General features: G+C 35.8%; 22 protein-coding genes, 1 pseudogene and 1 riboswitch. Of the genes and pseudogenes, 8 read left to right on the top strand and 15 right to left on the bottom strand.

The features are described from left to right. Positions 1-5: 5 nt before the first annotated feature. From CCE82_RS00585 to CCE82_RS00575, 3 genes are all read right to left on the bottom strand, one after another. Positions 6-959, bottom strand: a complete 954-nt coding sequence (locus tag CCE82_RS00585; RefSeq protein WP_086427499.1) for an L-lactate dehydrogenase — start codon at positions 957-959, stop codon at positions 6-8. A 158-nt stretch (positions 960-1,117) separates the two neighbouring features. Further along, positions 1,118-1,942, bottom strand: a complete 825-nt coding sequence (locus tag CCE82_RS00580) for an alpha/beta fold hydrolase (protein WP_086427498.1) — start codon at positions 1,940-1,942, stop codon at positions 1,118-1,120. Positions 1,943-2,081: 139 nt separating this feature from the next. Next, positions 2,082-2,414, bottom strand: a complete 333-nt coding sequence (locus tag CCE82_RS00575) for a hypothetical protein (RefSeq protein ID WP_086427497.1) — start codon at positions 2,412-2,414, stop codon at positions 2,082-2,084. A 498-nt stretch (positions 2,415-2,912) separates the two neighbouring features. Here CCE82_RS00575 and CCE82_RS00570 point away from each other — a divergent pair, with 498 nt between their 5' ends. After that, the gene (locus CCE82_RS00570; RefSeq protein ID WP_086427496.1) at positions 2,913-3,899 is read left to right on the top strand and encodes a proline dehydrogenase family protein; all 987 of its coding nucleotides are present in this window, start codon (positions 2,913-2,915) and stop codon (positions 3,897-3,899) included. A gap of 581 nt (positions 3,900-4,480) precedes the next feature. Here the strand turns inward: CCE82_RS00570 and CCE82_RS00565 are convergent. After that, complete coding sequence (locus CCE82_RS00565) at positions 4,481-5,404, bottom strand: alpha/beta hydrolase (protein WP_086427495.1); 924 nt, start codon at positions 5,402-5,404, stop codon at positions 4,481-4,483. A 164-nt stretch (positions 5,405-5,568) separates the two neighbouring features. Here CCE82_RS00565 and CCE82_RS00560 point away from each other — a divergent pair, with 164 nt between their 5' ends. After that, complete coding sequence (locus CCE82_RS00560; protein WP_086427494.1) at positions 5,569-6,102, top strand: TetR family transcriptional regulator; 534 nt, start codon at positions 5,569-5,571, stop codon at positions 6,100-6,102. Between the two features lie 177 nt (positions 6,103-6,279). Here CCE82_RS00560 and ribH read toward each other — a convergent pair whose 3' ends face one another. From ribH to CCE82_RS00535, 5 genes are all read right to left on the bottom strand, one after another. After that, positions 6,280-6,744 carry a 6,7-dimethyl-8-ribityllumazine synthase gene (ribH, locus tag CCE82_RS00555; RefSeq protein ID WP_167370948.1) on the bottom strand — a complete coding sequence of 155 codons (465 nt, stop codon included), beginning with the start codon at positions 6,742-6,744 and terminating at the stop codon, positions 6,280-6,282. Positions 6,745-6,761: 17 nt separating this feature from the next. Continuing rightward, positions 6,762-7,943, bottom strand: coding sequence for a 3,4-dihydroxy-2-butanone-4-phosphate synthase (gene ribB / locus CCE82_RS00550; protein WP_086427492.1), 1,182 nt, complete (start codon positions 7,941-7,943; stop codon positions 6,762-6,764). 12 nt (positions 7,944-7,955) lie between these two features. Further along, entirely contained in the window at positions 7,956-8,585 is a 630-nt protein-coding gene (locus tag CCE82_RS00545; RefSeq protein ID WP_086427491.1) for a riboflavin synthase, read from the bottom strand. A 4-nt stretch (positions 8,586-8,589) separates the two neighbouring features. Continuing rightward, positions 8,590-9,636: a bifunctional diaminohydroxyphosphoribosylaminopyrimidine deaminase/5-amino-6-(5-phosphoribosylamino)uracil reductase RibD gene (ribD, locus tag CCE82_RS00540; protein ID WP_086427490.1), complete on the bottom strand. Its 1,047-nt coding sequence runs from the start codon at positions 9,634-9,636 to the stop codon at positions 8,590-8,592. A 147-nt stretch (positions 9,637-9,783) separates the two neighbouring features. Continuing rightward, positions 9,784-9,918: riboswitch (FMN riboswitch) on the bottom strand. Positions 9,919-10,093: 175 nt separating this feature from the next. Continuing rightward, positions 10,094-11,662 carry an FAD/NAD(P)-binding protein gene (locus tag CCE82_RS00535; protein WP_086427489.1) on the bottom strand — a complete coding sequence of 523 codons (1,569 nt, stop codon included), beginning with the start codon at positions 11,660-11,662 and terminating at the stop codon, positions 10,094-10,096. Positions 11,663-11,825: 163 nt separating this feature from the next. On the opposite strand from CCE82_RS00535, the pseudogene CCE82_RS00530 reads away from it, so the two are divergent. Then, positions 11,826-12,737: pseudogene (locus CCE82_RS00530) on the top strand (osmoprotectant ABC transporter substrate-binding protein). 217 nt (positions 12,738-12,954) lie between these two features. Here the strand turns inward: CCE82_RS00530 and sagB are convergent. Then, positions 12,955-13,818 (bottom strand): peptidoglycan release complex glucosaminidase SagB, encoded by an 864-nt coding sequence (gene sagB / locus CCE82_RS00525; protein ID WP_086427488.1) that lies wholly within the window; start codon positions 13,816-13,818, stop codon positions 12,955-12,957. A 157-nt stretch (positions 13,819-13,975) separates the two neighbouring features. Then, positions 13,976-14,197: a hypothetical protein gene (locus CCE82_RS00520; RefSeq protein ID WP_019168380.1), complete on the bottom strand. Its 222-nt coding sequence runs from the start codon at positions 14,195-14,197 to the stop codon at positions 13,976-13,978. 465 nt (positions 14,198-14,662) lie between these two features. Here CCE82_RS00520 and CCE82_RS13220 point away from each other — a divergent pair, with 465 nt between their 5' ends. Both CCE82_RS13220 and CCE82_RS00510 read left to right on the top strand, forming a co-directional pair. Continuing rightward, the gene (locus CCE82_RS13220) at positions 14,663-14,881 is read left to right on the top strand and encodes an RNA polymerase sigma factor (protein ID WP_240507137.1); all 219 of its coding nucleotides are present in this window, start codon (positions 14,663-14,665) and stop codon (positions 14,879-14,881) included. Between the two features lie 2 nt (positions 14,882-14,883). Continuing rightward, positions 14,884-15,324 carry a competence protein ComK gene (locus CCE82_RS00510; RefSeq protein ID WP_086427487.1) on the top strand — a complete coding sequence of 147 codons (441 nt, stop codon included), beginning with the start codon at positions 14,884-14,886 and terminating at the stop codon, positions 15,322-15,324. On the opposite strand, the gene CCE82_RS00505 is transcribed toward CCE82_RS00510, so the two are convergent. Continuing rightward, the gene (locus tag CCE82_RS00505; protein WP_086427486.1) at positions 15,321-15,770 is read right to left on the bottom strand and encodes a magnesium transporter; all 450 of its coding nucleotides are present in this window, start codon (positions 15,768-15,770) and stop codon (positions 15,321-15,323) included. The genes CCE82_RS00510 and CCE82_RS00505 overlap by 4 nt on opposite strands. A gap of 177 nt (positions 15,771-15,947) precedes the next feature. Continuing rightward, complete coding sequence (locus tag CCE82_RS00500; RefSeq protein WP_019165952.1) at positions 15,948-16,658, bottom strand: transaldolase; 711 nt, start codon at positions 16,656-16,658, stop codon at positions 15,948-15,950. A gap of 153 nt (positions 16,659-16,811) precedes the next feature. Between CCE82_RS00500 and CCE82_RS00495 the strand changes: the two genes are divergently transcribed. From CCE82_RS00495 to crcB (CCE82_RS00485), 3 genes are read left to right on the top strand one after another with little or no spacing between them, the layout of a single operon-like run. Further along, entirely contained in the window at positions 16,812-17,114 is a 303-nt protein-coding gene (locus CCE82_RS00495; RefSeq protein WP_086427485.1) for a hypothetical protein, read from the top strand. Positions 17,115-17,137: 23 nt separating this feature from the next. Beyond that, positions 17,138-17,503 carry a fluoride efflux transporter CrcB gene (gene crcB / locus CCE82_RS00490; protein WP_086427484.1) on the top strand — a complete coding sequence of 122 codons (366 nt, stop codon included), beginning with the start codon at positions 17,138-17,140 and terminating at the stop codon, positions 17,501-17,503. Further along, complete coding sequence (gene crcB, locus CCE82_RS00485) at positions 17,500-17,847, top strand: fluoride efflux transporter CrcB (RefSeq protein WP_086427483.1); 348 nt, start codon at positions 17,500-17,502, stop codon at positions 17,845-17,847. The genes crcB (CCE82_RS00490) and crcB (CCE82_RS00485) overlap by 4 nt, the downstream gene beginning before the upstream one ends. A 470-nt stretch (positions 17,848-18,317) precedes the next feature. Here the strand turns inward: crcB (CCE82_RS00485) and CCE82_RS00480 are convergent, their stop codons facing one another. Together CCE82_RS00480 and CCE82_RS00475 are read right to left on the bottom strand one after the other, a co-directional pair. Further along, entirely contained in the window at positions 18,318-19,154 is an 837-nt protein-coding gene (locus CCE82_RS00480) for an aldo/keto reductase (protein ID WP_086427482.1), read from the bottom strand. A 258-nt stretch (positions 19,155-19,412) separates the two neighbouring features. Next, positions 19,413-20,324 carry an NERD domain-containing protein gene (locus CCE82_RS00475; RefSeq protein ID WP_086427481.1) on the bottom strand — a complete coding sequence of 304 codons (912 nt, stop codon included), beginning with the start codon at positions 20,322-20,324 and terminating at the stop codon, positions 19,413-19,415. Between the last annotated feature and the right edge of the window lie 5 nt (positions 20,325-20,329).

Genomic DNA, 20,329 nt, shown 5'->3' with positions numbered 1-20,329 from the left:
TAGATTTATTCAAAAAGATGAGAAATAGAATCTTGCATGTCTTTTAAAACTTTAACAGATTTCGCGAATTTTTCTTTTTCTTCCTCATTTAATGGTGTTTCGATAACACGAGCTGCACCATCACCGTTAATGACAGTTGGTACACCAGTGTAAACACCTTCATGACCATATTCACCTTCTAAGTAACTTGACACAGTTAACACGATGTTTTGATTTTTTAAGATGGCTTTTGAAATATGCATTAATCCCATTGCCACACCGTAGTATGTCGCACCTTTTGCTTTAATGATGTCATACGCTGCATCACGTGTATTTACATAAATCTCTTCAATTAAATGCGCTTTTTCAGGATCGTTTTTCAATTTATCATAAACAGATACACCTGCAATTGTTGCACCTGACCATACAGGCACTTCTGAATCGCCATGCTCACCAATAATATAACCGTGAATACTCGCAGGCGCGACATTGAATTGTTCACTAATTAAATGTCTGAAACGTGCAGTATCTAAAATTGTACCTGAACCGATAACTTTATGTTTTGGCAAGCCTGAGTATTTTAATGTTACATAAGTTAAAATGTCTACAGGGTTTGCTGCAATTAAGAATATACCATCGAAACCACTGTCCATGATTGATGTAATGATATCTTTATAGATTTTTGCATTTTTTTCTACTAAATCTAAGCGTGTCTCGCCAACTTTTTGAGGTGCACCTGCACAAATGACTACTAAATCAGCATCACCACAGTCTGAGTATTCACCTGCTTGCACTTTAACTGGGGAATCTGCATAAGGTGCACCGTGGTTTAAATCTAAAACATCTCCAAGTACTTTATCTTTATTAATATCAATAATAAAAAGTTCATCTGCCACACCTTGACTCATCATTGTAAAGGCATAGCTTGCTCCTACTGCGCCATTACCTACTAGTACCACTTTATTACCTTTTGTTTTCATCAATAACACTCTCCTACTATGCCGAATTTGTTAGCTACTTATTACTTGTGATTCTTTTCACATTTATAATTTACCACGTTTACGATTATCTTTCAATGATAATATTTTAGGATAAACGAAAATTTCCGTTCATCCTATACTTTTTGTATATTTTTAAATTATTTAAGACTATTTTCATCTTCAACTAAATAGCCTGCCGCGTACACATTATTGTTTAAAAAGCTCAAAATGTAACGCATGACCGCTTCACGTTCGGGTTCATTATGAATTTCATGCGCCAGTTCAGGCCATGCTTTAAAGTATACTTCATCTAAATTCAACGTTTGTAGTAAACGATGTGTCACTTCTGTATCGGAAATTTGGTCTGCTGTTCCGTACATCACACACATCGATTTAGCGGTTAACTTTTGAAGATGATCAGCAGTATCTTTCATTGTGCGAACGACTTCTTTATACCAATGATAACTTACTTTTTTAAGCATCATCGGATCATTTCTAGTTTCTTCTTGAACTTCTGGATTCCGTGTCAATGCTTCTACTTCAATGCCTAAATCAAACTTTGTCTCTTTAGAGACATCACCAATATTAGACGCTAAAATATTTTTACGTGTTTTATAATGTTTTTGAAAAGCTAATAACGGTGAAAGTAAAATTAACCCTTCAATTTCTAATTGGACTTTTTCTAATAAGTTGACGCAAATCAAGCCACCTAATCCTACGCCAATCATAAAGGTAGGCAAATGATATTCTTCGGCAATTTCAACCCACTCTAACACACGCTCTTGATAGACTTCAAAGTTTTGGATTTGCCCCTTATTCATACGCGAAGTTTGGCCTTGTCCAGGTAAATCTCCCATGATGACATGGTAGCCATTGCGTTTTAAATGTGTAATGACATATGCATAACGTCCTGTATGTTCTAACATATTATGTACAATGACGATGACACCTTTAGCCTCACCTTCAGTTTCCCATTTCCACATACTTCATTATCCTTCCTTTAGTTCTATGTACTATAAAACCTATTATAGCGTGAGTGACCCTTGCTTCGCGACTAAAAACATAAAAACACGAGAATAAGTCATGACATTTTGCCAAAGCTTATCTCGCGTTTTGCTATTTTTATACGAGTTTGAATGTTTTCCGCAGCCAACTTACTCGCAACAATAATACAGTCACTAAAATTTCATAAAATGTAGGGAAAAATTTCGCCACTAATAGCAACATCCATTGCCCAATGAACATCCCCTCACCTTGACTCGCATTGAAATTAGCTAAAATACTAACATCAATCACATTTAAGCCAATGATAACGACAACGACTGGCCAAATTTTCTTCGTTAAAATACCTACTACTAACCCGATTATAACGAGTAAAATCAACTCAAATATAAAATACTGTACAAATGTATCTAGCTGAGTCCCAAAAATATAGAACGCCATATCTCTAAACATTGTCTATCTCCCTTAAAAAAGATTTCACTTTATTTTATCATGTATATCCTTTGCTTCATTTAAAGTTATCGTAAAGATTCGGCTTCTATATTTACAAAAAGTTAATAATAATAAAAATGCTACGTTATCTTTAGGAGAACTTCACATCCATTTCATTGTAGCTTGACAAACCAGTGTTATATTGAAAACGAACAAAGTCGGACTAAAGGAGTTCACGATGAAGCTCATCTTCAAATGTTTATTTTGTACCGTACTTTTCTTATGCGCACCGCTCATGACAGCTATGGCCGAGGAACCTATTATAACTGACACATCGCATCACACTTCAAACTATTAATACTCATAATTTCACTTTTTCCACACCTCGATAAGACACACTTAAATAATAAGCGTAATAAATCATAAAAATCGTAATCTTTTAATGTGAAAACGTTTTCTTCCCTTATATGTTCATGATACACTGATATTACATCAGAAACAAAATGGGAGGAATTCAGCATGGCCTTAGTCAAAAACTTTTTTATTGCATTGTCTAATAATGCATTTTTAAATTCAACAGCGAAAACCATTGGGCCTTCACTAGGGGCTAACAGAGTCGTCGCAGGGAATACGATAGACGATGTGATTAAAACGATTAAACGACTGAACGAGAAAAATATTTCAGTGACAGTAGACAATCTCGGAGAATTTGTAAATAATGAACGAGATGCTATTGAAGCGAAAAATAATATATTAAAAGTGATGGAAGCGATTCATGAACATCAATTAGATGCACATATGTCTGTCAAACTGAGCCAGCTCGGCTGTGAATTTGACCGTGCCTTATCTTATCGTAATATTCATCAAATCGTTTCTAAAGCAAAAGAATACGATCATATGCATATCAATATTGATACAGAAAAATATGATAGCCTATTTGATATTACGCAAACGTTAGATCGTTTAAAACCTGAGTTCAACAATGTCGGTACTGTCATTCAAGCTTATTTATTTAAAGCAGACGTACTCATTGATAAGTATCCAGACTTACGTTTACGACTCGTTAAAGGGGCTTACAAAGAATCACCTTACATTGCCTACCAAACTAAAGAAGAAATCGATGAAAACTATATCCGTTTAATCGAAAAACGTTTGCTGACTGCGAAAAATTTTACATCGATTGCAACTCATGATCATAACATCATTAATCATGTCAAAGACTTTGTTGAAAAACATGGTATCGATAAATCAAAATTTGAATTCCAAATGCTGTATGGTTTTAGATCTGAACTTGCTGAAGCTATTGCTAAAGAAGGCTATAACTTTACGATTTATGTACCGTATGGTGATGATTGGTTTGGTTATTTCATGCGTCGATTAGCTGAAAGACCACAAAATATCACACTTGCACTAAAAGAATTTGTGAAACCAAAAGCCTTGATTCCAGTAGCAGCCATCTCATTAGGTGCGCTTGCATTATGTAAAATATTAAGACGCAAACATTAACTGAATATGAGGAAAAGGGGATAGGACATAAAATTTTTGATGCTATTGATACAGCATTTGGTTTAACTTGCCCTTTCGCTATGACTTGTATTTATGATTGCACTCATGGCTTCGCGTTCTTCTTAGGGGCGAGTCCTTCAACTCACTAACGCTTGATTAAAATGTCACATTTGTTGAAGCGTTAGTGGATTTTGGGAGCAGTACAGAAATCTCATGTGTAACAAAGATTTCGTCGTACTGTCCCCCGCAAGGCTGACTAGACTTCTCAAAAGCATGCGTATTGAGAAGTCAGACAGCTACTGCGATAAACAGTAACCACTATTAAAATTAGAAGATGTTATTTGGCTTTCAACTTTATCCCTTAGGAGTCTCAGCCTTCCTGCAATCTTACTCCAATTACAGGAAGCAAAGGGCAAGTTTCTGAAATGAAGACAATCCAAATCCTCAATTTTTTTCCAATTCATCCTCATTTTTCGACGATGTTATCACCAATAATGGATATTAATCCGTCAATTGACATAGACTGGAATCACTCAATATTCCCCTTCCAAGTTGAAAATGATTTTGTTCTTAAAACGGGATTATAACTTTTCTTTATAAAATGGGATTAATCCTGATAATGCTTCTGCTACAGGTTTCGGTTGATCATATAAGTCGTAATGCGAAGCCCCTTCGACTATGTGCAATTTTTTATCTCTTGTATAAGCTTTATCGAAAAGTTCATACGCAAATCGATAAGAACCAAAGCCACCTGGAACATTACCTGCTACAATATACAATGGTTGATCCAACAATTTATCGGCTAAATGAAATGCATCAAATCCAGCTATATCCCCTATACTGATTTGACGATATCGGTTAATCGAATTTACATGATGACCGCGATCTGTTCGATAATAATCTACTGCTTGCGAGATATCAATATCATCAATCCCCGCTTCTTTCAATTGTTCTTCTGAATCAGGAATATATTGTGTGTAAGCTACCTCAGCGCCTGTAGCTTCAGCTTCGCGCTGTTGTGCCACAGAATGAAGTGTATCTAAAGCGGCATTCGGTGATAAATCGCCTTCTCTAATTAACGTACCGAAATCTGCTGCAACGACTGTGCCGACAACTTTAATCCGTTTATCTGTTAAACTGGCATTCACGGCATAACCGCCACCACCACAAATACCTAAAATCCCAATACGTGCATTATCAACAACGTCTAGCGTATTTAAATAATCAATCGCATATTTGACATCTTCTACTCTATAATATGGATTTTCAATATAATCTGGTGCTTCAGCTAATTCACCTTGATGACCTGCATCAAAAGCAAACGTTACAAAGCCTTCTTCAGTTAACTTTTCAGCATAAATACTTGCTGTTTGTTCTTTAACACTACTAATTGGATGCATGACGACAATCGTTGGTAGTGCTTGTGATACCATGCCATCAGGTATTCTTAAAATTCCAGTTGTATGGATACCTCGTGTTTTAAACGTCACATTTTCTGTTTTCATTTTGAATATCCCTCCATTTAATTTTAAAACTCTCTGGATGTTTAATACTCACATGTGTATAATGTATGATAACAAATCAATGGATTAATACAATGAATAGCTTTTCAAACATGTGAAATAATACCCACTTATCATAATTTGGGTTATAAAAGGAGTGTAGATTGATGGATTTACGAATTGTCAAAACGAAACGCGGCATTCACCAAAGTTTTTTAACATTATTCAACGAGGGAGATTTTGATCATCTCACTGTTAAAAAAATTACAGAACATGCGCAAATCGGACGTAAAACTTTTTATCTCCATTACCTGGATAAATATGATTTACTCGACTTTATTGTAAGTGAAAAATTTCAAGAATTAGAGGAGATTTGTGAGGCCAAAAAAGAATTAGGCCTTTCAGAAGGGACAAAAATTTGGTTTAATTATTTTCATGAACACCAAACATTTTTTAAAAAGTTATTTAACATTCAAAATGCGGATAAATATAAAAATCAGTTTAAAACATTTATTGTCAATGAGTTAAATAAAAAAGGACTTCCAACATTAAAAACTTCTGTCAATCATGACTTGTTTACACAATTTTTTGCAGGCGGCATTATTGAATTAGTGACCATTTACTTAAATGACGATAATAGTCAAAGGGAATCCATTGAGTCACAAGTCGTATCCTTAATGAACATTTTTTACAATGAATAACCATTTGATATGTATTAGAATTCGTATCCGCTTATCCTCGGCTTATTCATTGATGTATTTTGTAGCATTACGCATAAGATTACAGGACCTGCCCTAGCCACATTTCTAGTGCGCAAGGGCAAGTTCAATAATCAATAGCATGTTTCACTCAACTGAACGAATGATCAAAGCGACTTTTTACACATTCATTTGTCGCAGTAAGTTAGCCATTTCAATTGCACCTACTGCAGATTCAGCACCTTTATTACCGGCTTTTGTTCCGGCTCTCTCAATCGCTTGTTCAATATTTTCTGTCGTGAGCACACCGAAAATCACGGGTACGCCTGTATCATCACTTGCCTTAGCAATTCCTTTTGCCGCTTCATTACAGACATAATCATAATGTGATGTTGCACCACGAATAACACATCCTAATGTTACAACGGCATCGTATTGACCTGTTTGAGCCATCTTTTTAGCGACGATAGGTAATTCAAATGCACCAGGTACATACGCAACATCGATATCTTCTTCAGCAACTTGATGTCTTTTCAACGCATCATTTGCACCATCTAATAAACGTCCTGTAATCAAATCATTAAAACGACTTACTACGACTCCAATTTTTAAACCTTTACCATTCAATTGACCTTCGAATTTCACAATAATTCCTCCTCAAATTATATTAAATGACCCATTTGTAATTTTTTCACTTGCATATAATCATGGTTATGCGCATTTGTTTCAGTAATGACTGGAATACGTTCTGCGATTTGAATCCCATAACGCTGTAATCCAGATAACTTCTCTGGATTGTTGCTTAATAAATTCACAGCCGTAATATTAAAATGTTTTAAAATTTGAGCTGCAATATTATATTCACGTAAGTCGGGTTCGAAACCGAGCGCTTCATTTGCTGAAACGGTATCATAGCCTTGTTCAATTAATTCATAAGCTTTCAATTTATTCATCAAACCAATGCCGCGTCCTTCTTGCGGTAAATACAGCACCATACCCCCATGTTCTTGTATATATGCCATTGAAGCTTCCAATTGTTCACCACAGTCACATCTTTCGCTATGGAAAATGTCCCCGGTTGCGCAAGCGGAATGCACACGGACATTCATTGTTGGCTTGATGTCGCCTTTCACAAGTGCTAAATGTTCTTCTCCGTCATTGGTTGATGTAAAGCCGTACATATCAAATTCGCCAAATTTTGTTGGTAACTTTATTTTAGCTTCGACTGAAATCATTGGACGTTTTTCTTTAATGTAAGCAACAAGGTCTTCAATTGAAATCATTCTTAAATGGTGTTTATCCTTAAACTGCTCTAATTGTTCACCTTTCGCCATTGTACCGTCTTCATTCATAATTTCACATATGACACCTGCTGGACGTGCCCCTGTCAATCTGGCCAAATCTATCGTCGCTTCAGTATGCCCACGACGTTCAAGAACACCCTTCTTTTTGCCTATTAATGGAAAAATATGTCCCGGTTGGTGAAATGTCTCTGCTGTCATCTCATCATCAATGAGCGCTCTTGCTGTTGCTGTTCTTTCGTAAGCACTAATACCTGTTGTTGAATGCACATGGTCAATACTTTGTGTAAATGCTGTCCCATGTGGATCATTGTTATTTTTAACCATACTATCAAGGCCTGCTTGTTCGGCAATCTCTGCTGAAATCGGTGTGCATATGAGACCACGACCATATTTCGCCATAAAATTAATCGTATCATCATGCATCCACTCTGTAATGGCTACGAGATCCCCTTCATTTTCACGATCTTCATCATCAACGACGACAATCATCTCGCCATTTTTCAGTGCCTCTAACGCTTCTTCAATTTTGTCTAATTGCATTTAAGCCCCTCCTTAAAAACCTGCATTAAGTAAATCTTCTACTGAAAGCTGTGATTTTTCTTTTGTAATGGCTTGGACATATTTAAACAGCATATCGGTTTCTAAATGAACGGGATCGCCTTGCTTTTTGTCAGCAAGAATCGTTGCTTTGCGTGTTTCTGGAATTAAATGAATATCAAAACGATCACGATATTTTTTAAACACCGTTAAGCTGACACCATCTACAGCAATAGAGCCTTGTGGAATCATTTGATCCAACAAACACGATTCAGCTTTAATCGTATAAATCCATTCATTTTGCGATGTTTGAATATGTTGAATGATGCCTTTTCCATCGACGTGACCTTGTACAAAATGACCCCCTAACCTTCCAGTTGCTAATAATGCACGCTCTAAATTAACTGAATCATTTGTTTTTAAGTCAGCTAAGTATGTTTTATCTTCGGTACCATGTATGACATCAACTGTAAAACTATGTTGGTCAAACCGTGTCACAGTCAAACATGTACCATTCACACTAATCGAGTCTCCAATTTGCATGTCATCTAGTATTTTTTGACATTGAATTGTGAGTGCTGTTGTGGGGTTTCGTTTTTGAATATGTTGAATTGTACCGATCTCTTCAACGATACCTGTGAACATGTCGTCACTTCCTTTGCATGTGCAGTTTGATATCGGTATCTATTATGTCAGTGTGTACAATTTCAAATTGTGGTAGTTGGTTTAAAGGTGTGACAAATTCAGTTTGATAAAATTGATTGACACCTTGACCACCTATGATTTTCGGGGCTAAATATAGGATGAAGTGCGTCACAAAACGCGACGCTAAAAATTGTGAAGTCACGTTAGGTCCTGCTTCGACAAGAACACGACCATAACCTTTTTGGTATAAATCTTTAAGCACTGCTTCAATTTGGAGGTCCGTTTGATTAATAATTTCAACATGGTCCAATGAAGTTGTCAGTGTATGATTTTCTGTATAAATATAAATGGGTGTTACGCTATCTTGAAAAAGCTGTGCATCCCAGTTAATATTGCCAGAACGCGACAAAATGACTTTCGCTGGATGATGCCCGTTTTCAATACGTGTCGTTAAACTCGGATTATCATGAGTCAGTGTCCCATTTCCCGTTAAGATGGCATCATGCGTATGTCTTAATTGAAAAACATCTTCCTTCACTTCTTTTGATGTAATCCATTGACTTTCAAAATGATCTGTCGCTTGTTTGCCATCTAGACTGGCGCTAACCTTAACTGTCACAATGGGGAGCGCTTCCTCTTTACTGTTATAAAAATCAGCATACAATTGTTGTGCGCGTGAATACGGACGATATACCACCTCAATGCCATGTTGCACCATCATGTCATGACCTGTTTCTTTTAACGTCGTATCTTTTGCTGCATAGACGACTTTAGCAATACCCGTGTCGATGATTTTTTGAGCACATGGTGGCGTACTTCCGTAGTGTGAACAAGGTTCGAGTGAAACGTAAATGGTCGCACCTTTAACTTGCTCTAAACCTGCCATAGCAATCGCTTGAATTTCGGCATGTCGCTCACCTTTTTTCAAATGCGCACCAAAACCAATGATACGGCCATCTTTTACAATTACGGCACCTACTGCTGGATTCGTTCCAGTTTGGCCTTCCGTCATTTCCGCCAATTGTATCGCATATTCTAAATAATGATTCAAAACTTTCACCTCAATAAAAAAGCCACTCGATTGTCGACTTCGAGTGGTAGGATGTATGAAAAGTGATCAAAACACATTGATACTTTTTTCATTCAAAATTTGGATACGACAAATAAACTCACATATGAGATGTGAAAAATGCCGTCACTATTCTTCCTCCCATCCAGACTTTCACTGTCGGCTCTAGATTCTCACTAGATCAGCCATACCAAATCAATGATACGGGTCGCAGGCTTATCATTTACTGCCGGTTGGGAATTTCACCCAGCCCCGAAAGAATATATGAAATTGTATTGAGAATAAAAGATACGCATGGACCTGTGAAAAGTCCATGCGTCTATATTATCTTATCTGTTCTAATATTACAATTGATTCAACATAAATTGATTATGTTGAATCAATTAAAAATGTATTGAAACAAATGACCTTAGATGCTCAATGCACCTACTTCAAAAGCCTATTTCTTCTTCTTTTTCTTCTTGTCTTTTTTCTTTTTCTCTTTCTCTTCGGCTTTCTTTTGTTGTTTACGCGCTTCTTTTTCAAGTGCCTTTTTCGCTTTGTAAGTGTCATATAAGTTTTCTACTGCACTCACAGCTTGTTGAATAATCATTGTGACGCCATTACGCTCAAAGTTGACCCCGTTTGTCATTTGACCGATTGCACGTAAGTTTTTCAACGTTCCATACAGTGGACTAATGACTTCATTCGTTGCTGGCACGATTTGAATACCACCTAGAGGATGCGCTTGTACGATTTGACGATTGGCCACATCGAGTAATAACGCGTCATCTTCATCTAACTGAGCCAAATGTTTTTTCGGTCCTGTCGCATTTATAATCACGTCCATTTTCATTTCTTCATGTACATTTTTAAAACGCAAACGATATTTACCATAAAATTGACGTACATGCTCTAGACCCGACAACACTTGTAAACGGCCTGCTTTAATTTCATCAACTAACAATTGCGCTGTTTCTTTCGGCATTGGATTTGTATTTTCTTTCATATAGCGATGATATTTATTTAAAAATTGTTCTTGGTCTTCACGACTCAAACTATTCCAAATCCAGTCCATGTTTTCTTTTAACGTTTCAAATACGCTTTGCAACGCACCTACTTCATCTGGATGATTCAAATCATAATTCAAGTCACGAACCGTATCGTATTTCCGTCGTTTTAATAACTTTTCTAATGGAATATCACGCACTTCAAACTCTTTTTTAAACAATGCAACTGCCTCTTCTAAAGGCACCACACCCATATGTTCTGCCTTCAACGCATCAAAATTTTCAACCGTTAAAAATTGAAAGGTAATATCTTGCATCGTTCCACGCACACTTGGTAATTTACCGCTACGACTTGCCATCACAATCGGCATTTTTTGATGATGACTTAAAGCATGACGTACAACATCTAAACTAGCGAGTCCTGTACCAATAATTGCGACTGCATCATTATCATCCACTTCAGCTAAAGTTTGATTCGCTGGATATGGAGAATGGATATAACCTTGTTGTCCTTTCAAACCATACGGATCATTGTAAGACATCGTACCAATCGTGAAGAAAACATAATCATATTTTTGACATGAGTCCACATCATCTCCTGTACAAACGACAATACGTTTAGGGATAATTTCACTTTCTTGCTCTTCAATATACATATGTGTCACTTCATGTTTGATCACATTGACATTATCAAATTCCGTATCAAACTGTTCTAAATAACTTTTCATGTAATGGCCAAACACATATCTTGGTAGATAATCTGCATCTCCATAATCGAAAGTATCTTGTTCGTTGTACCATTCTCTAAATTCTAAAATATTGTCGATGTTTAAAGATAAACGGTCGACAGGCACATTAATTAAAAAATCTTCGCTATCATTTTGAAAGGGTTCGCCTTGGCCCATATTATAAGCATTATCATATAAATCAACTTCTATCTTTTTAAATTGCTTATATTTAACGAGCTGTCTTAAAACACTGACACCAGCTGTTCCCATTCCGACAATGGCTACTCTCATTTTGCACCATCCTCACTCAATTTTGTACATTTCCACTCTATTATACCCTGAATGTGCTCTATTAATTAAGGATTTTACATTTTACCCTTCAATCGTTAATGATTAAAATGGTTAAAATTGACTATGTTATAATGATGAATATAACAAAATTTTGTATTTTTTGATGAATAAAAAATGGTTCGGGTTACTCATGGCGAGCATGATTTTTCTAGCAAGTTGTTCATTGCTAGGATTAGGTAGTGCTTCAAACGATAATGTCAAAATTACGGCACTTTCAACTAGCGAATCTCAAATTATGGCACATATGATTCGTTTAAAAATTGAACATGATACCCATGGAAAAATCAAGCCCACGATCATCAATAATCTTGGGTCAAGTACGATTCAACACAATGCTTTATTGAATGGTGACGCAAATATTTCGTCCACGCGTTATACTGGTACAGATTTAGTTGGTGCGCTAGAGATGGATCCCATTAAAGACCCTGCTCAAGCGATGGACGTTACACAGCAGCAATTCAAGAAAAGGTTTCATCAGACTTGGTTTGACTCATACGGGTTTGAAAACACCCTTTGCCTTTATGGTCACTAAAGAAACAGCTGCTAAGTATCATCTTCATAAGGTATCAGATCTTAAACAATACAGTGACGAATTGCGTTTAGGAACGGACAGTACGTGGATTAAACGTGCCGGTGATGGGTATCCTGCCTTCACGAGAGCTTGCGGTTTTGATTTTAATACTGTACGTCCTATGCAAATCGGCCTTGTTTATGATGCTTAAAAAAATAAAAGTTGGACGTCGCTCTCGGTTATACGACAGACGGAAGAATCGCAGCATATGATTTAGTCGTTCTTAAAGATGATCGAAAGTTCTTTCCACCGTATGATGCGAGCGCCTTTGCAACTGATGCATTGTTAAAAGAACATCCAGAAGTGAAACAATCATTAGACGATTTAACAGGCAAAGTTAATACTGAACAAATGCAATCATTAAATTATGAAGCTGACGGTAAAGGCAAAGAACCCGCAACCGTCGCAAAAGATTATTTAGAAGCACATCATTACTTTGAATAATTTCATGAAAATTGTAGACTGAAGAGATAAAGGAGTGCATTAATATGTTAAAAATGATTGTACGTGTCGTCATTTCAACAATAGTCTTGTTTTTTGTACTCGGTCGAAAAAATAAAGCTGAGTAATGATGATTAAGTTAAGACGAAATAAAAAAGGTTGCGTTGCACACATATACCGTGGCAATGCAACCTTTTTTATATTCTTTGATCGATAGCATCTAGTAGTTATGACCGTCTTGATGCTTTTTATCATCTTTGTAAACATACCAGTTAAAATACTTACCTTCAGTTTTCATGTCTTTATAAAAATCTGCCATAATCACTGCGTTACTTTTCGCCCAGTTAATGTCTGTGGCATATTGATGTTCACCTGGATTTTTTGGATTCCATCTCATACTATATAACGTGTTTTGATTCGGATTTGATAAGTAATGGTCATGTATAAACGCTGCGCCACCATAAATTGCTTTTTCTGGTGTGTCCCAACCTTTTTTCTTCGCATATTCTGCCCCTGTCTTAACTGGGTTTTCATCAAGTGCACCTACACCATAAAAATTATAATATTTTTTACCGTCAATTTCGACACCGTTAGACAGTTCAGACACCACTGAACCTGTTTCTAACAATGCATGTGAAATCAAATACACTTCATTCACTTGTTTTTCTTTTGCAGCATTTACAAAATCGTCAGTATGCGCGAGTAATGTGCGATGATCTCTCAACATACGTTTAATTCTATTTTTATCGATACCTTGATACTTTGACAAATCTAAAAATTGATACTTTTGACGCTTGTCATCCATAAAACTCGAACTATCCATTGCCTGACGAATTTCAGAATCTGAAGCGTCACGCCAATTGGTATGATCTTTATTTGAAACTTGTTGGCTTGTATAGTTGTCGATTTGTTTTTCAGATGCCTGCTTTAAAGTGACATCTAACTTTTCAACTTTTTCAACTTGATCAACACTTTTAAAGAAAATTTGATCTTCAATCATTTTGAAAAAGAAAAAACCTGCAACCGCAGCAATAATTAAAGATGCCATGACAGCAAAGATGGAACCTTTCTTGTGCTTTCTCATAAACACACCTCTTCAGAATGTTTCATTATTCAAATACAATTAAAATTGACTTGCTTGACTTCAAATTTTACCACCTTACACGACTCTGTACAATCCGTTTCATACCTTGTCACAAATTCATAAAAAAATAGTAATGAACATGTAAACTAATTCATTACTATTTTTCGCGGTGGTAATCCATCATAATGAAACTTGCTGCCTGAGAGCGATTTTTATAATAATAACGTGCGAGATTAATTGTACCTTCTACATCACCATCACGATACATCATTTCTTTTGTCATATTATTAATCATGACGAATTCTGAACGATCTCTAATGATGTCCAAATCATCATTACGCGCAAAAAAATGCTCTAAATTTAAATGTTCGTAATCCATAATAACCTCCCCCATTTATTTTATATATTTGAAATGTCCGAATGTGCTATTAATACATTGTTTGATTAAAAAAACAGCGATAAAACGATTTCTAATTCTTGTATTAAACATAAAATAGCATAAAAAGTAAAATGTCACAATCATTTCGCTATGTTATAACTCCAATGACCGGTCAAAACGAAAGGAGTGATTCATATCGTTTTTAATACACTTTATGAAAATTACCATAAATTCATACATTTTCTACTACATCAGCATCAAATTTCGTATAATTATGATGAATACTTCCAACTGCTATCGATTAGGTTATGGGAACTCTCCCTAAAATACGATGCAACTTTAAATCAGTCTTTTAAAACCTATGTCAGTTATCAACTCAAATATTACCTTATCGATTTACTGCGTGCGTCACAAAAATACCTCGCCACTGTCCCTCTCGATACTACAACTCATGAATTGAAAGTTATGACGACTACCGAACACTATTTGTTGCTTGAAGATGTCGTTCAAACATTAAAACCTACACATCGCATTTGGTTTCATTTTTATATGCAAGGTTATCAACAAAAAGAGATTCAACAGTTGATGCAGGTATCAGCCACTACTATTCGCAAATATAAAATTGCCACTTTTCATCATATAAGACAAGCACTGACACAAGATGATTTAAAGAAAGGATTTTAGCCATGACATTAATGACAAAACCCCAATACGAAAATATACTATACGTTAAATCTTCAGAATCTTTAGAATATGAATTAGTCATTCAACATTTGACGCATAAACAACATAGTCACTTATCAATGAAACAATATATCGAGCAACTGGCTTTTCAATTTCAAAAAAATGTGCGCACACAACAAAAAATTGCTAGCTCAGCGTTAAATGTACATCAAATGATACCGATATTTTTAAGTAAGTCGTTAATCCTTTGTCCACTGCAATCACAACGTGCAACAATTCAGTATTATATCAATATCACTCAAGTCATTGCTGCTTCATCTCATCAACAAGCAACACGTATTCATTTCAATAACAACTTGTCACTCATCGTCCCTATTCCGTTAAATCAATTCGTTCGAAAATGGAAAGATGCGTATTTACTCACAGCTTTAATGTCGCTTTAGTTGACTTTATTAAATTTATACAATAGTAATCTTTTTGTGAAAAATGCATTTGCGCGTTTCATTAAGTAGACAGCAACAATCATTAATACGATTGCACTTAACAAAATTGCGATCACAACGCCTATAGATAAGCTGACTTGTGGTTGGATGAAATAATTGATTGCACTTAAACTGAGCAACAACCCTGTAATAAACAGCCCTAACAATAAAATATTCGCAATAAGTAAGCCAACTAATGATGTGACTAAATGACCAGACGATACAATACGCGTCCCAAAGATTTCATGTTGCAAATAATGATTCACGAAACTTCGAGGCGTCCGATATTGTTGTTGTAATGTTTCGATAGAATGTTTTTCAAAGTATTGTGTTAAATCATTTTTCTCACGTCGATTGAGATACCACAACTCTTTTTTTATCTTATATTCAAATACGTCTTTTCGCATGATAGACTCCTTTATGTCGTTTTACCTTCACAAAGCATAGCTAAAATCGAGCTGTATTGCAAGCTCCAATCAACACAAAAAAGCACATAAGGGTGGGTCTTTGAAATCTAAACAAAACTAGATTTCTCCCCACTCTTATGTGCTTTATTTTATAAATATGAATGCGAGACTGTCAGATTATAAAATGCTAAGACCTGAAGATTTGATGTCTTTAGCGAAACCTTGAACAGTGTCTACAGATAATTCGTTAATATCACGACCGATGTTTGATACTTTTTTAACAACATCTGACGGACAAGTGATGATGTCTGCACCAATTTCATCAGCTTGGATCACGTTGAATAATTCACGACAGCTTGCCCATAAAAGTTGCACGCCTTCCTTGCTGTGTGTCACTTCAACTGATTCTTTCATTAATGGCATTGGGTCTACACCTGTGTCAGCAATACGACCTGCGAATACTGATACATATGTTTCAACACCAGCAGTTACAGCTTCAGTGATTTCTTTAACTTGTTCGATTGTGTATACAGCTGTAACGTTAAGTTTAACACCTTTAGCTGATAAGCTTTTAATAAGTGGAATCATTGACTCCCCTTTAGTGTTTACAACAGGGATTTTAACGAAAATGTTTTCACCAAATTGTTGGATGATTTCCGCTTCTTTTTCCATTGTTTCCATATCGTCGCCAAACACTTCAAAAGAGATAGAAGCATCAGGAATCGCTTCAACAGCTTCTTTTGCGAATTCAACGTAATCTTTTACGCCTGCTTTCGCCATTAAGCTTGGGTTAGTAGTAAAACCGTCTACCTCTTTGTTTTGATATGCTTTTTTCATTTGTTCGATGTCTGCACCATCAGCAAACACGCGTACTTTTAAATCAGCCATTTAATTGTGCCTCCTTGATATTTTTATCATACTAAAGTTATAACATTTTTTAAGGCCCCAATGCCATCTTTACGCTTACAAAATTTTTTCAGCAGATGCAAATGAATTCTAAAATGTGATATGATAACAAGCGATACGAAAAGGAGGCATACTATGTCTAAATCTAAGAAATACTTCTACTTATCTGTGTTGTTAATGTTAATCAGCCTTTATTTTAATACGCTTAATCCATTACTTAACGCACACTTTACATCTATTATTAAGCTCATTTTAGTATGTAGTATCGTCAATTGTTTGATTTTAATATTTGCTATTCGATTCGCTGATAAATCAATTAAACATTTACCAGAGCGTCGAAATTGGATCCATAAAGCCTCTAAAATTCAACCATTGTTACTACTCGTCGTTTTAGTGTTACATCTCCTCGCTTCACTTTACACATTTGGTATTATTTAACTTAAAAAAGAAATGGTGATAGTTTGAAGTATATTTTTATCTTTCTCGGTGGCGGAATAGGTGCACTATTGAGATGGCAAATGAGCTTCATAACAATTGGATATCCATTACCGATAGGCACCTTCATTGCAAATTTGTTAGGTGCCTTTTTAATGGGATATGTCACTGTTCGCTTAAATCATTGGTTCGTAAGCCATCCCAAACTAAAACAAGGCCTTACAACAGGTTTACTAGGCGCACTGACGACATTTTCAACTTTTCAATTCGAACTCGTCACGCTTGCTCAACAAATGGCCTGGTTCACCTTGGTGACTTATGGCTTATGCAGTTATTGTGGAGGTCTCTGCTCTTGTTTCCTAGGATACAAATTAGGAGGAATGCGCACATGAATCTTTTATTCGTTGCATGTGGAGGTGGCATGGGTGCTGTATTACGTGCCATTTTTAGTACGATAACACCAAAGTATATTCAATCTTCCTTACCGACTGCGACTCTTATCGTGAATCTTATCGGCGCCTTTTGTATCGGCTATTTAAATCACTTTACATTTTTATCACCTGATATGAAATTGTTATTCATTACAGGCGTGCTCGGTGGTTTCACAACCTTTTCAACCTTAACTTTAGAGCTTTTTCAAATGTTAAATGAAAAAAAGTGGGCAGCATTCATCATCTATAGTACATTACAATATGTCGGTTGTTTTGTATTTTGTTTTCTTGGTATGCAATTATAGGTGGGTCAAAACAAGTTTCAATTGTTTTTTTATGTCAATTTGCAATAAAACATTAAAAGGAAGAAGATAAGAAACCTTAATATTTTAGCCACTCATATAAAAAAGCAACGTCAGCCTCATGAGCGACGTTGCTTTTTTATATATCACAAATACGACAATTATAAAATAGATACTTGACTCTTCTATGTTGATATTATTATAAAGAGTGAAATTTGATTTGTTGAGATGATCAAAAGACACAAATGAAACAATCACACTTCAATCAATATGAGAGATGAGCCGGTGATTGCGAAAAATGTGCAAGGTTCCTGAGGCATTTGCTAAAACTGATAATCAATTCTTGCATCATCACAATATACAAATGACGTCAGAATACGTTGACGTTTGAGCGCCTCAGAAAACGAAACACGGTTCAGCGATTTGAAAAGTCATACATGCTTAATAAATGATGAACTATGGAAGTTTCAAAATTACTTCCCATCAAAATGTAACGGGTCAGGTCCGATACGACGATCTTCATTCAACCCATCCAATTCTTCCATTTGTGCAAGTGAAAGCTCAAAATCAAACACATTCAAATTCTCTTCAATACGGCTTGGTGTTGTTGATTTAGGAATCGTCACTACACCATGTTGCACGTTCCAACGAATGATTACTTGCGCAGGTGACTTCCCTATTTCTTCAGCTACTTTCTTTACTGTGTCGTCTTCTAAAATTTGTGCGTTCATCAACGGTGACCAAGATTCCATTTGGATGTTTTGCGCTTCTAAATACACACGTAAACGCTTTTGTGTTAAATAAGGATGGAATTCAACTTGGTTAATGACTGGTTTAATGCGTGAAGTCGCTAATAACTTGTCTAAATGTTCGACATTAAAGTTACTCACACCAATATTTTTCACTTTTTGATCGTGATATAAATCTTCCATACCTTTCCATGTGTCAATCATCACATCTTCATCTAATCCTGGCCAATGCACTAAATATAAATCTAAATAGTCGAGTCCTAAACGATCTAATGAAGCTTGGTATGCAGCTGCGACATTTTCACGACCATAATCACTTAACCATAATTTTGAAGTAATAAATAAATCTTCACGTGTTAAATCCGTTTCTGCTAAAGCTTCACGAATCCCTTCGCCTACTTTTTCTTCATTTTGATAAATCATAGCTGTATCAATGCTACGATAACCACTTTTAATGGCATGTTTAACAGCTTCTTTTGCAGTATCATTATTTTCTACTCTAAATACCCCTAAACCAACTTGAGGCATTTGATTACCATTATAAAACGTTACATGATTCATTTGTCATCGCTCCTTTTTAATCTAATCTTATCGTATCGAAAAGTGAAGTCACTGTGCAATCAATACAACCTATAATAACTCAAATGGTTACCTTGATACATGCCTTAATATAATAAAAAGAGCTAGGATATGAGTGACCCTAGCCCTTCTTGTTGATTAAGTTGAAATATAAGCTTTTGATGAGTGAAACAAATTCAGATGAGATGCGCACAAAAGATGTTATTGCGATGATATGCCCACCTCTCTCATTTGCTCATATTAGTTAAATGATTCAATTTCGTCCATAATATTTTGTAAATCATTCACATCGTATTGAATACGTCCATGGAACACAAATTTATTGAAGAACTCGTTTAATTGTTCGGGACCTACTAATACTTTTGTGACACCTTGTGAAGCGTAATTTGAAATTGTGACATCGCCTTCATGACGCGGATTGAAATATAAAATTGGTGTAGGTGTATATTTCAAATCCAACTCGTGTTGTAACTTCACTGCTAAAGCTTCCACGTGTGCTAAACGCTCTGTATAATCCACAACTGTCAATGCATTTTCAGATGCGCGACTTTGATCTAACACAACTGTCTGCGGTGTTTGTGGATTTAAGCTCAACGTTTTAAACACTTGTTCCATCATTGGATTATCAGAGAATTGTTGCTGACTAATCCCTTGATAAACATGCCCTTTCAACAATTCTGAATCGATAATATAAAGGCCAGTACGTGTCAAAACGAGATGACTTACACGTGTGATATCTTCTAAGTCATTCGTTGGTAAAAAGATATTCGCCATGATATGCATATCTTCTGGGCGGATTCTCTTCTCTTTAACTAGACGCTCACGAATGCCGAGTAATCGCATGTCTGTCACATATTCACTATGGTTTTTAGAGAAAAGTTTCAGCGCATCGATTTCTCTATTTTTAGAAGAAACCATTGTCTCGTATTCTTCTTTATGTCTTGTTTCAGCTTTTTTCTTGTCAATACGGACTTTTTCTAGTTCTTCTTGATGTTCATGTGTCAATTTATCTTGTTTTGTTTGGTATTGATTCGCATAATTTTCTTTTGCTTTCTTTTTGCTATTCAATGCCACTAAAAACAAAATAAAGAATAATGCTGCTACAACAATTGCAGCAATGAGGCCGATTTCCATTGGACCAAATTGTGTCATGAGCA

Source organism: Staphylococcus cornubiensis, assembly GCF_900183575.1.
GTDB classification, from domain to species: Bacteria; Bacillota; Bacilli; order Staphylococcales; family Staphylococcaceae; genus Staphylococcus; species Staphylococcus cornubiensis.
This window is presented reverse-complemented; position numbering and strand designations above follow the sequence as displayed.

Bases quoted from the DNA above. Each gene is read 5' to 3' on its own strand.
- CCE82_RS00585 (WP_086427499.1), bottom strand. From the start codon at position 959: ATGAAAACAAAAGGTAATAAAGTGGTACTAGTAGGTAATGGCGCAGTA.
- CCE82_RS00580 (WP_086427498.1), bottom strand. From the start codon at position 1,942: ATGTGGAAATGGGAAACTGAAGGTGAGGCTAAAGGTGTCATCGTCATT.
- CCE82_RS00575 (WP_086427497.1), bottom strand. From the start codon at position 2,414: ATGTTTAGAGATATGGCGTTCTATATTTTTGGGACTCAGCTAGATACA.
- CCE82_RS00570 (WP_086427496.1), top strand. From the start codon at position 2,913: ATGGCCTTAGTCAAAAACTTTTTTATTGCATTGTCTAATAATGCATTT.
- CCE82_RS00565 (WP_086427495.1), bottom strand. From the start codon at position 5,404: ATGAAAACAGAAAATGTGACGTTTAAAACACGAGGTATCCATACAACT.
- CCE82_RS00560 (WP_086427494.1), top strand. From the start codon at position 5,569: ATGGATTTACGAATTGTCAAAACGAAACGCGGCATTCACCAAAGTTTT.
- ribB (WP_086427492.1), bottom strand. From the start codon at position 7,943: ATGCAATTAGACAAAATTGAAGAAGCGTTAGAGGCACTGAAAAATGGC.
- CCE82_RS00545 (WP_086427491.1), bottom strand. From the start codon at position 8,585: ATGTTCACAGGTATCGTTGAAGAGATCGGTACAATTCAACATATTCAA.
- CCE82_RS00535 (WP_086427489.1), bottom strand. From the start codon at position 11,662: ATGAGAGTAGCCATTGTCGGAATGGGAACAGCTGGTGTCAGTGTTTTA.
- sagB (WP_086427488.1), bottom strand. From the start codon at position 13,818: ATGAGAAAGCACAAGAAAGGTTCCATCTTTGCTGTCATGGCATCTTTA.
- CCE82_RS00520 (WP_019168380.1), bottom strand. From the start codon at position 14,197: ATGGATTACGAACATTTAAATTTAGAGCATTTTTTTGCGCGTAATGAT.
- CCE82_RS13220 (WP_240507137.1), top strand. From the start codon at position 14,663: ATGACGACTACCGAACACTATTTGTTGCTTGAAGATGTCGTTCAAACA.
- CCE82_RS00510 (WP_086427487.1), top strand. From the start codon at position 14,884: ATGACATTAATGACAAAACCCCAATACGAAAATATACTATACGTTAAA.
- CCE82_RS00505 (WP_086427486.1), bottom strand. From the start codon at position 15,770: ATGCGAAAAGACGTATTTGAATATAAGATAAAAAAAGAGTTGTGGTAT.
- CCE82_RS00500 (WP_019165952.1), bottom strand. From the start codon at position 16,658: ATGGCTGATTTAAAAGTACGCGTGTTTGCTGATGGTGCAGACATCGAA.
- CCE82_RS00495 (WP_086427485.1), top strand. From the start codon at position 16,812: ATGTCTAAATCTAAGAAATACTTCTACTTATCTGTGTTGTTAATGTTA.
- crcB (WP_086427483.1), top strand. From the start codon at position 17,500: ATGAATCTTTTATTCGTTGCATGTGGAGGTGGCATGGGTGCTGTATTA.
- CCE82_RS00480 (WP_086427482.1), bottom strand. From the start codon at position 19,154: ATGAATCATGTAACGTTTTATAATGGTAATCAAATGCCTCAAGTTGGT.
- CCE82_RS00475 (WP_086427481.1), bottom strand. From the start codon at position 20,324: ATGACACAATTTGGTCCAATGGAAATCGGCCTCATTGCTGCAATTGTT.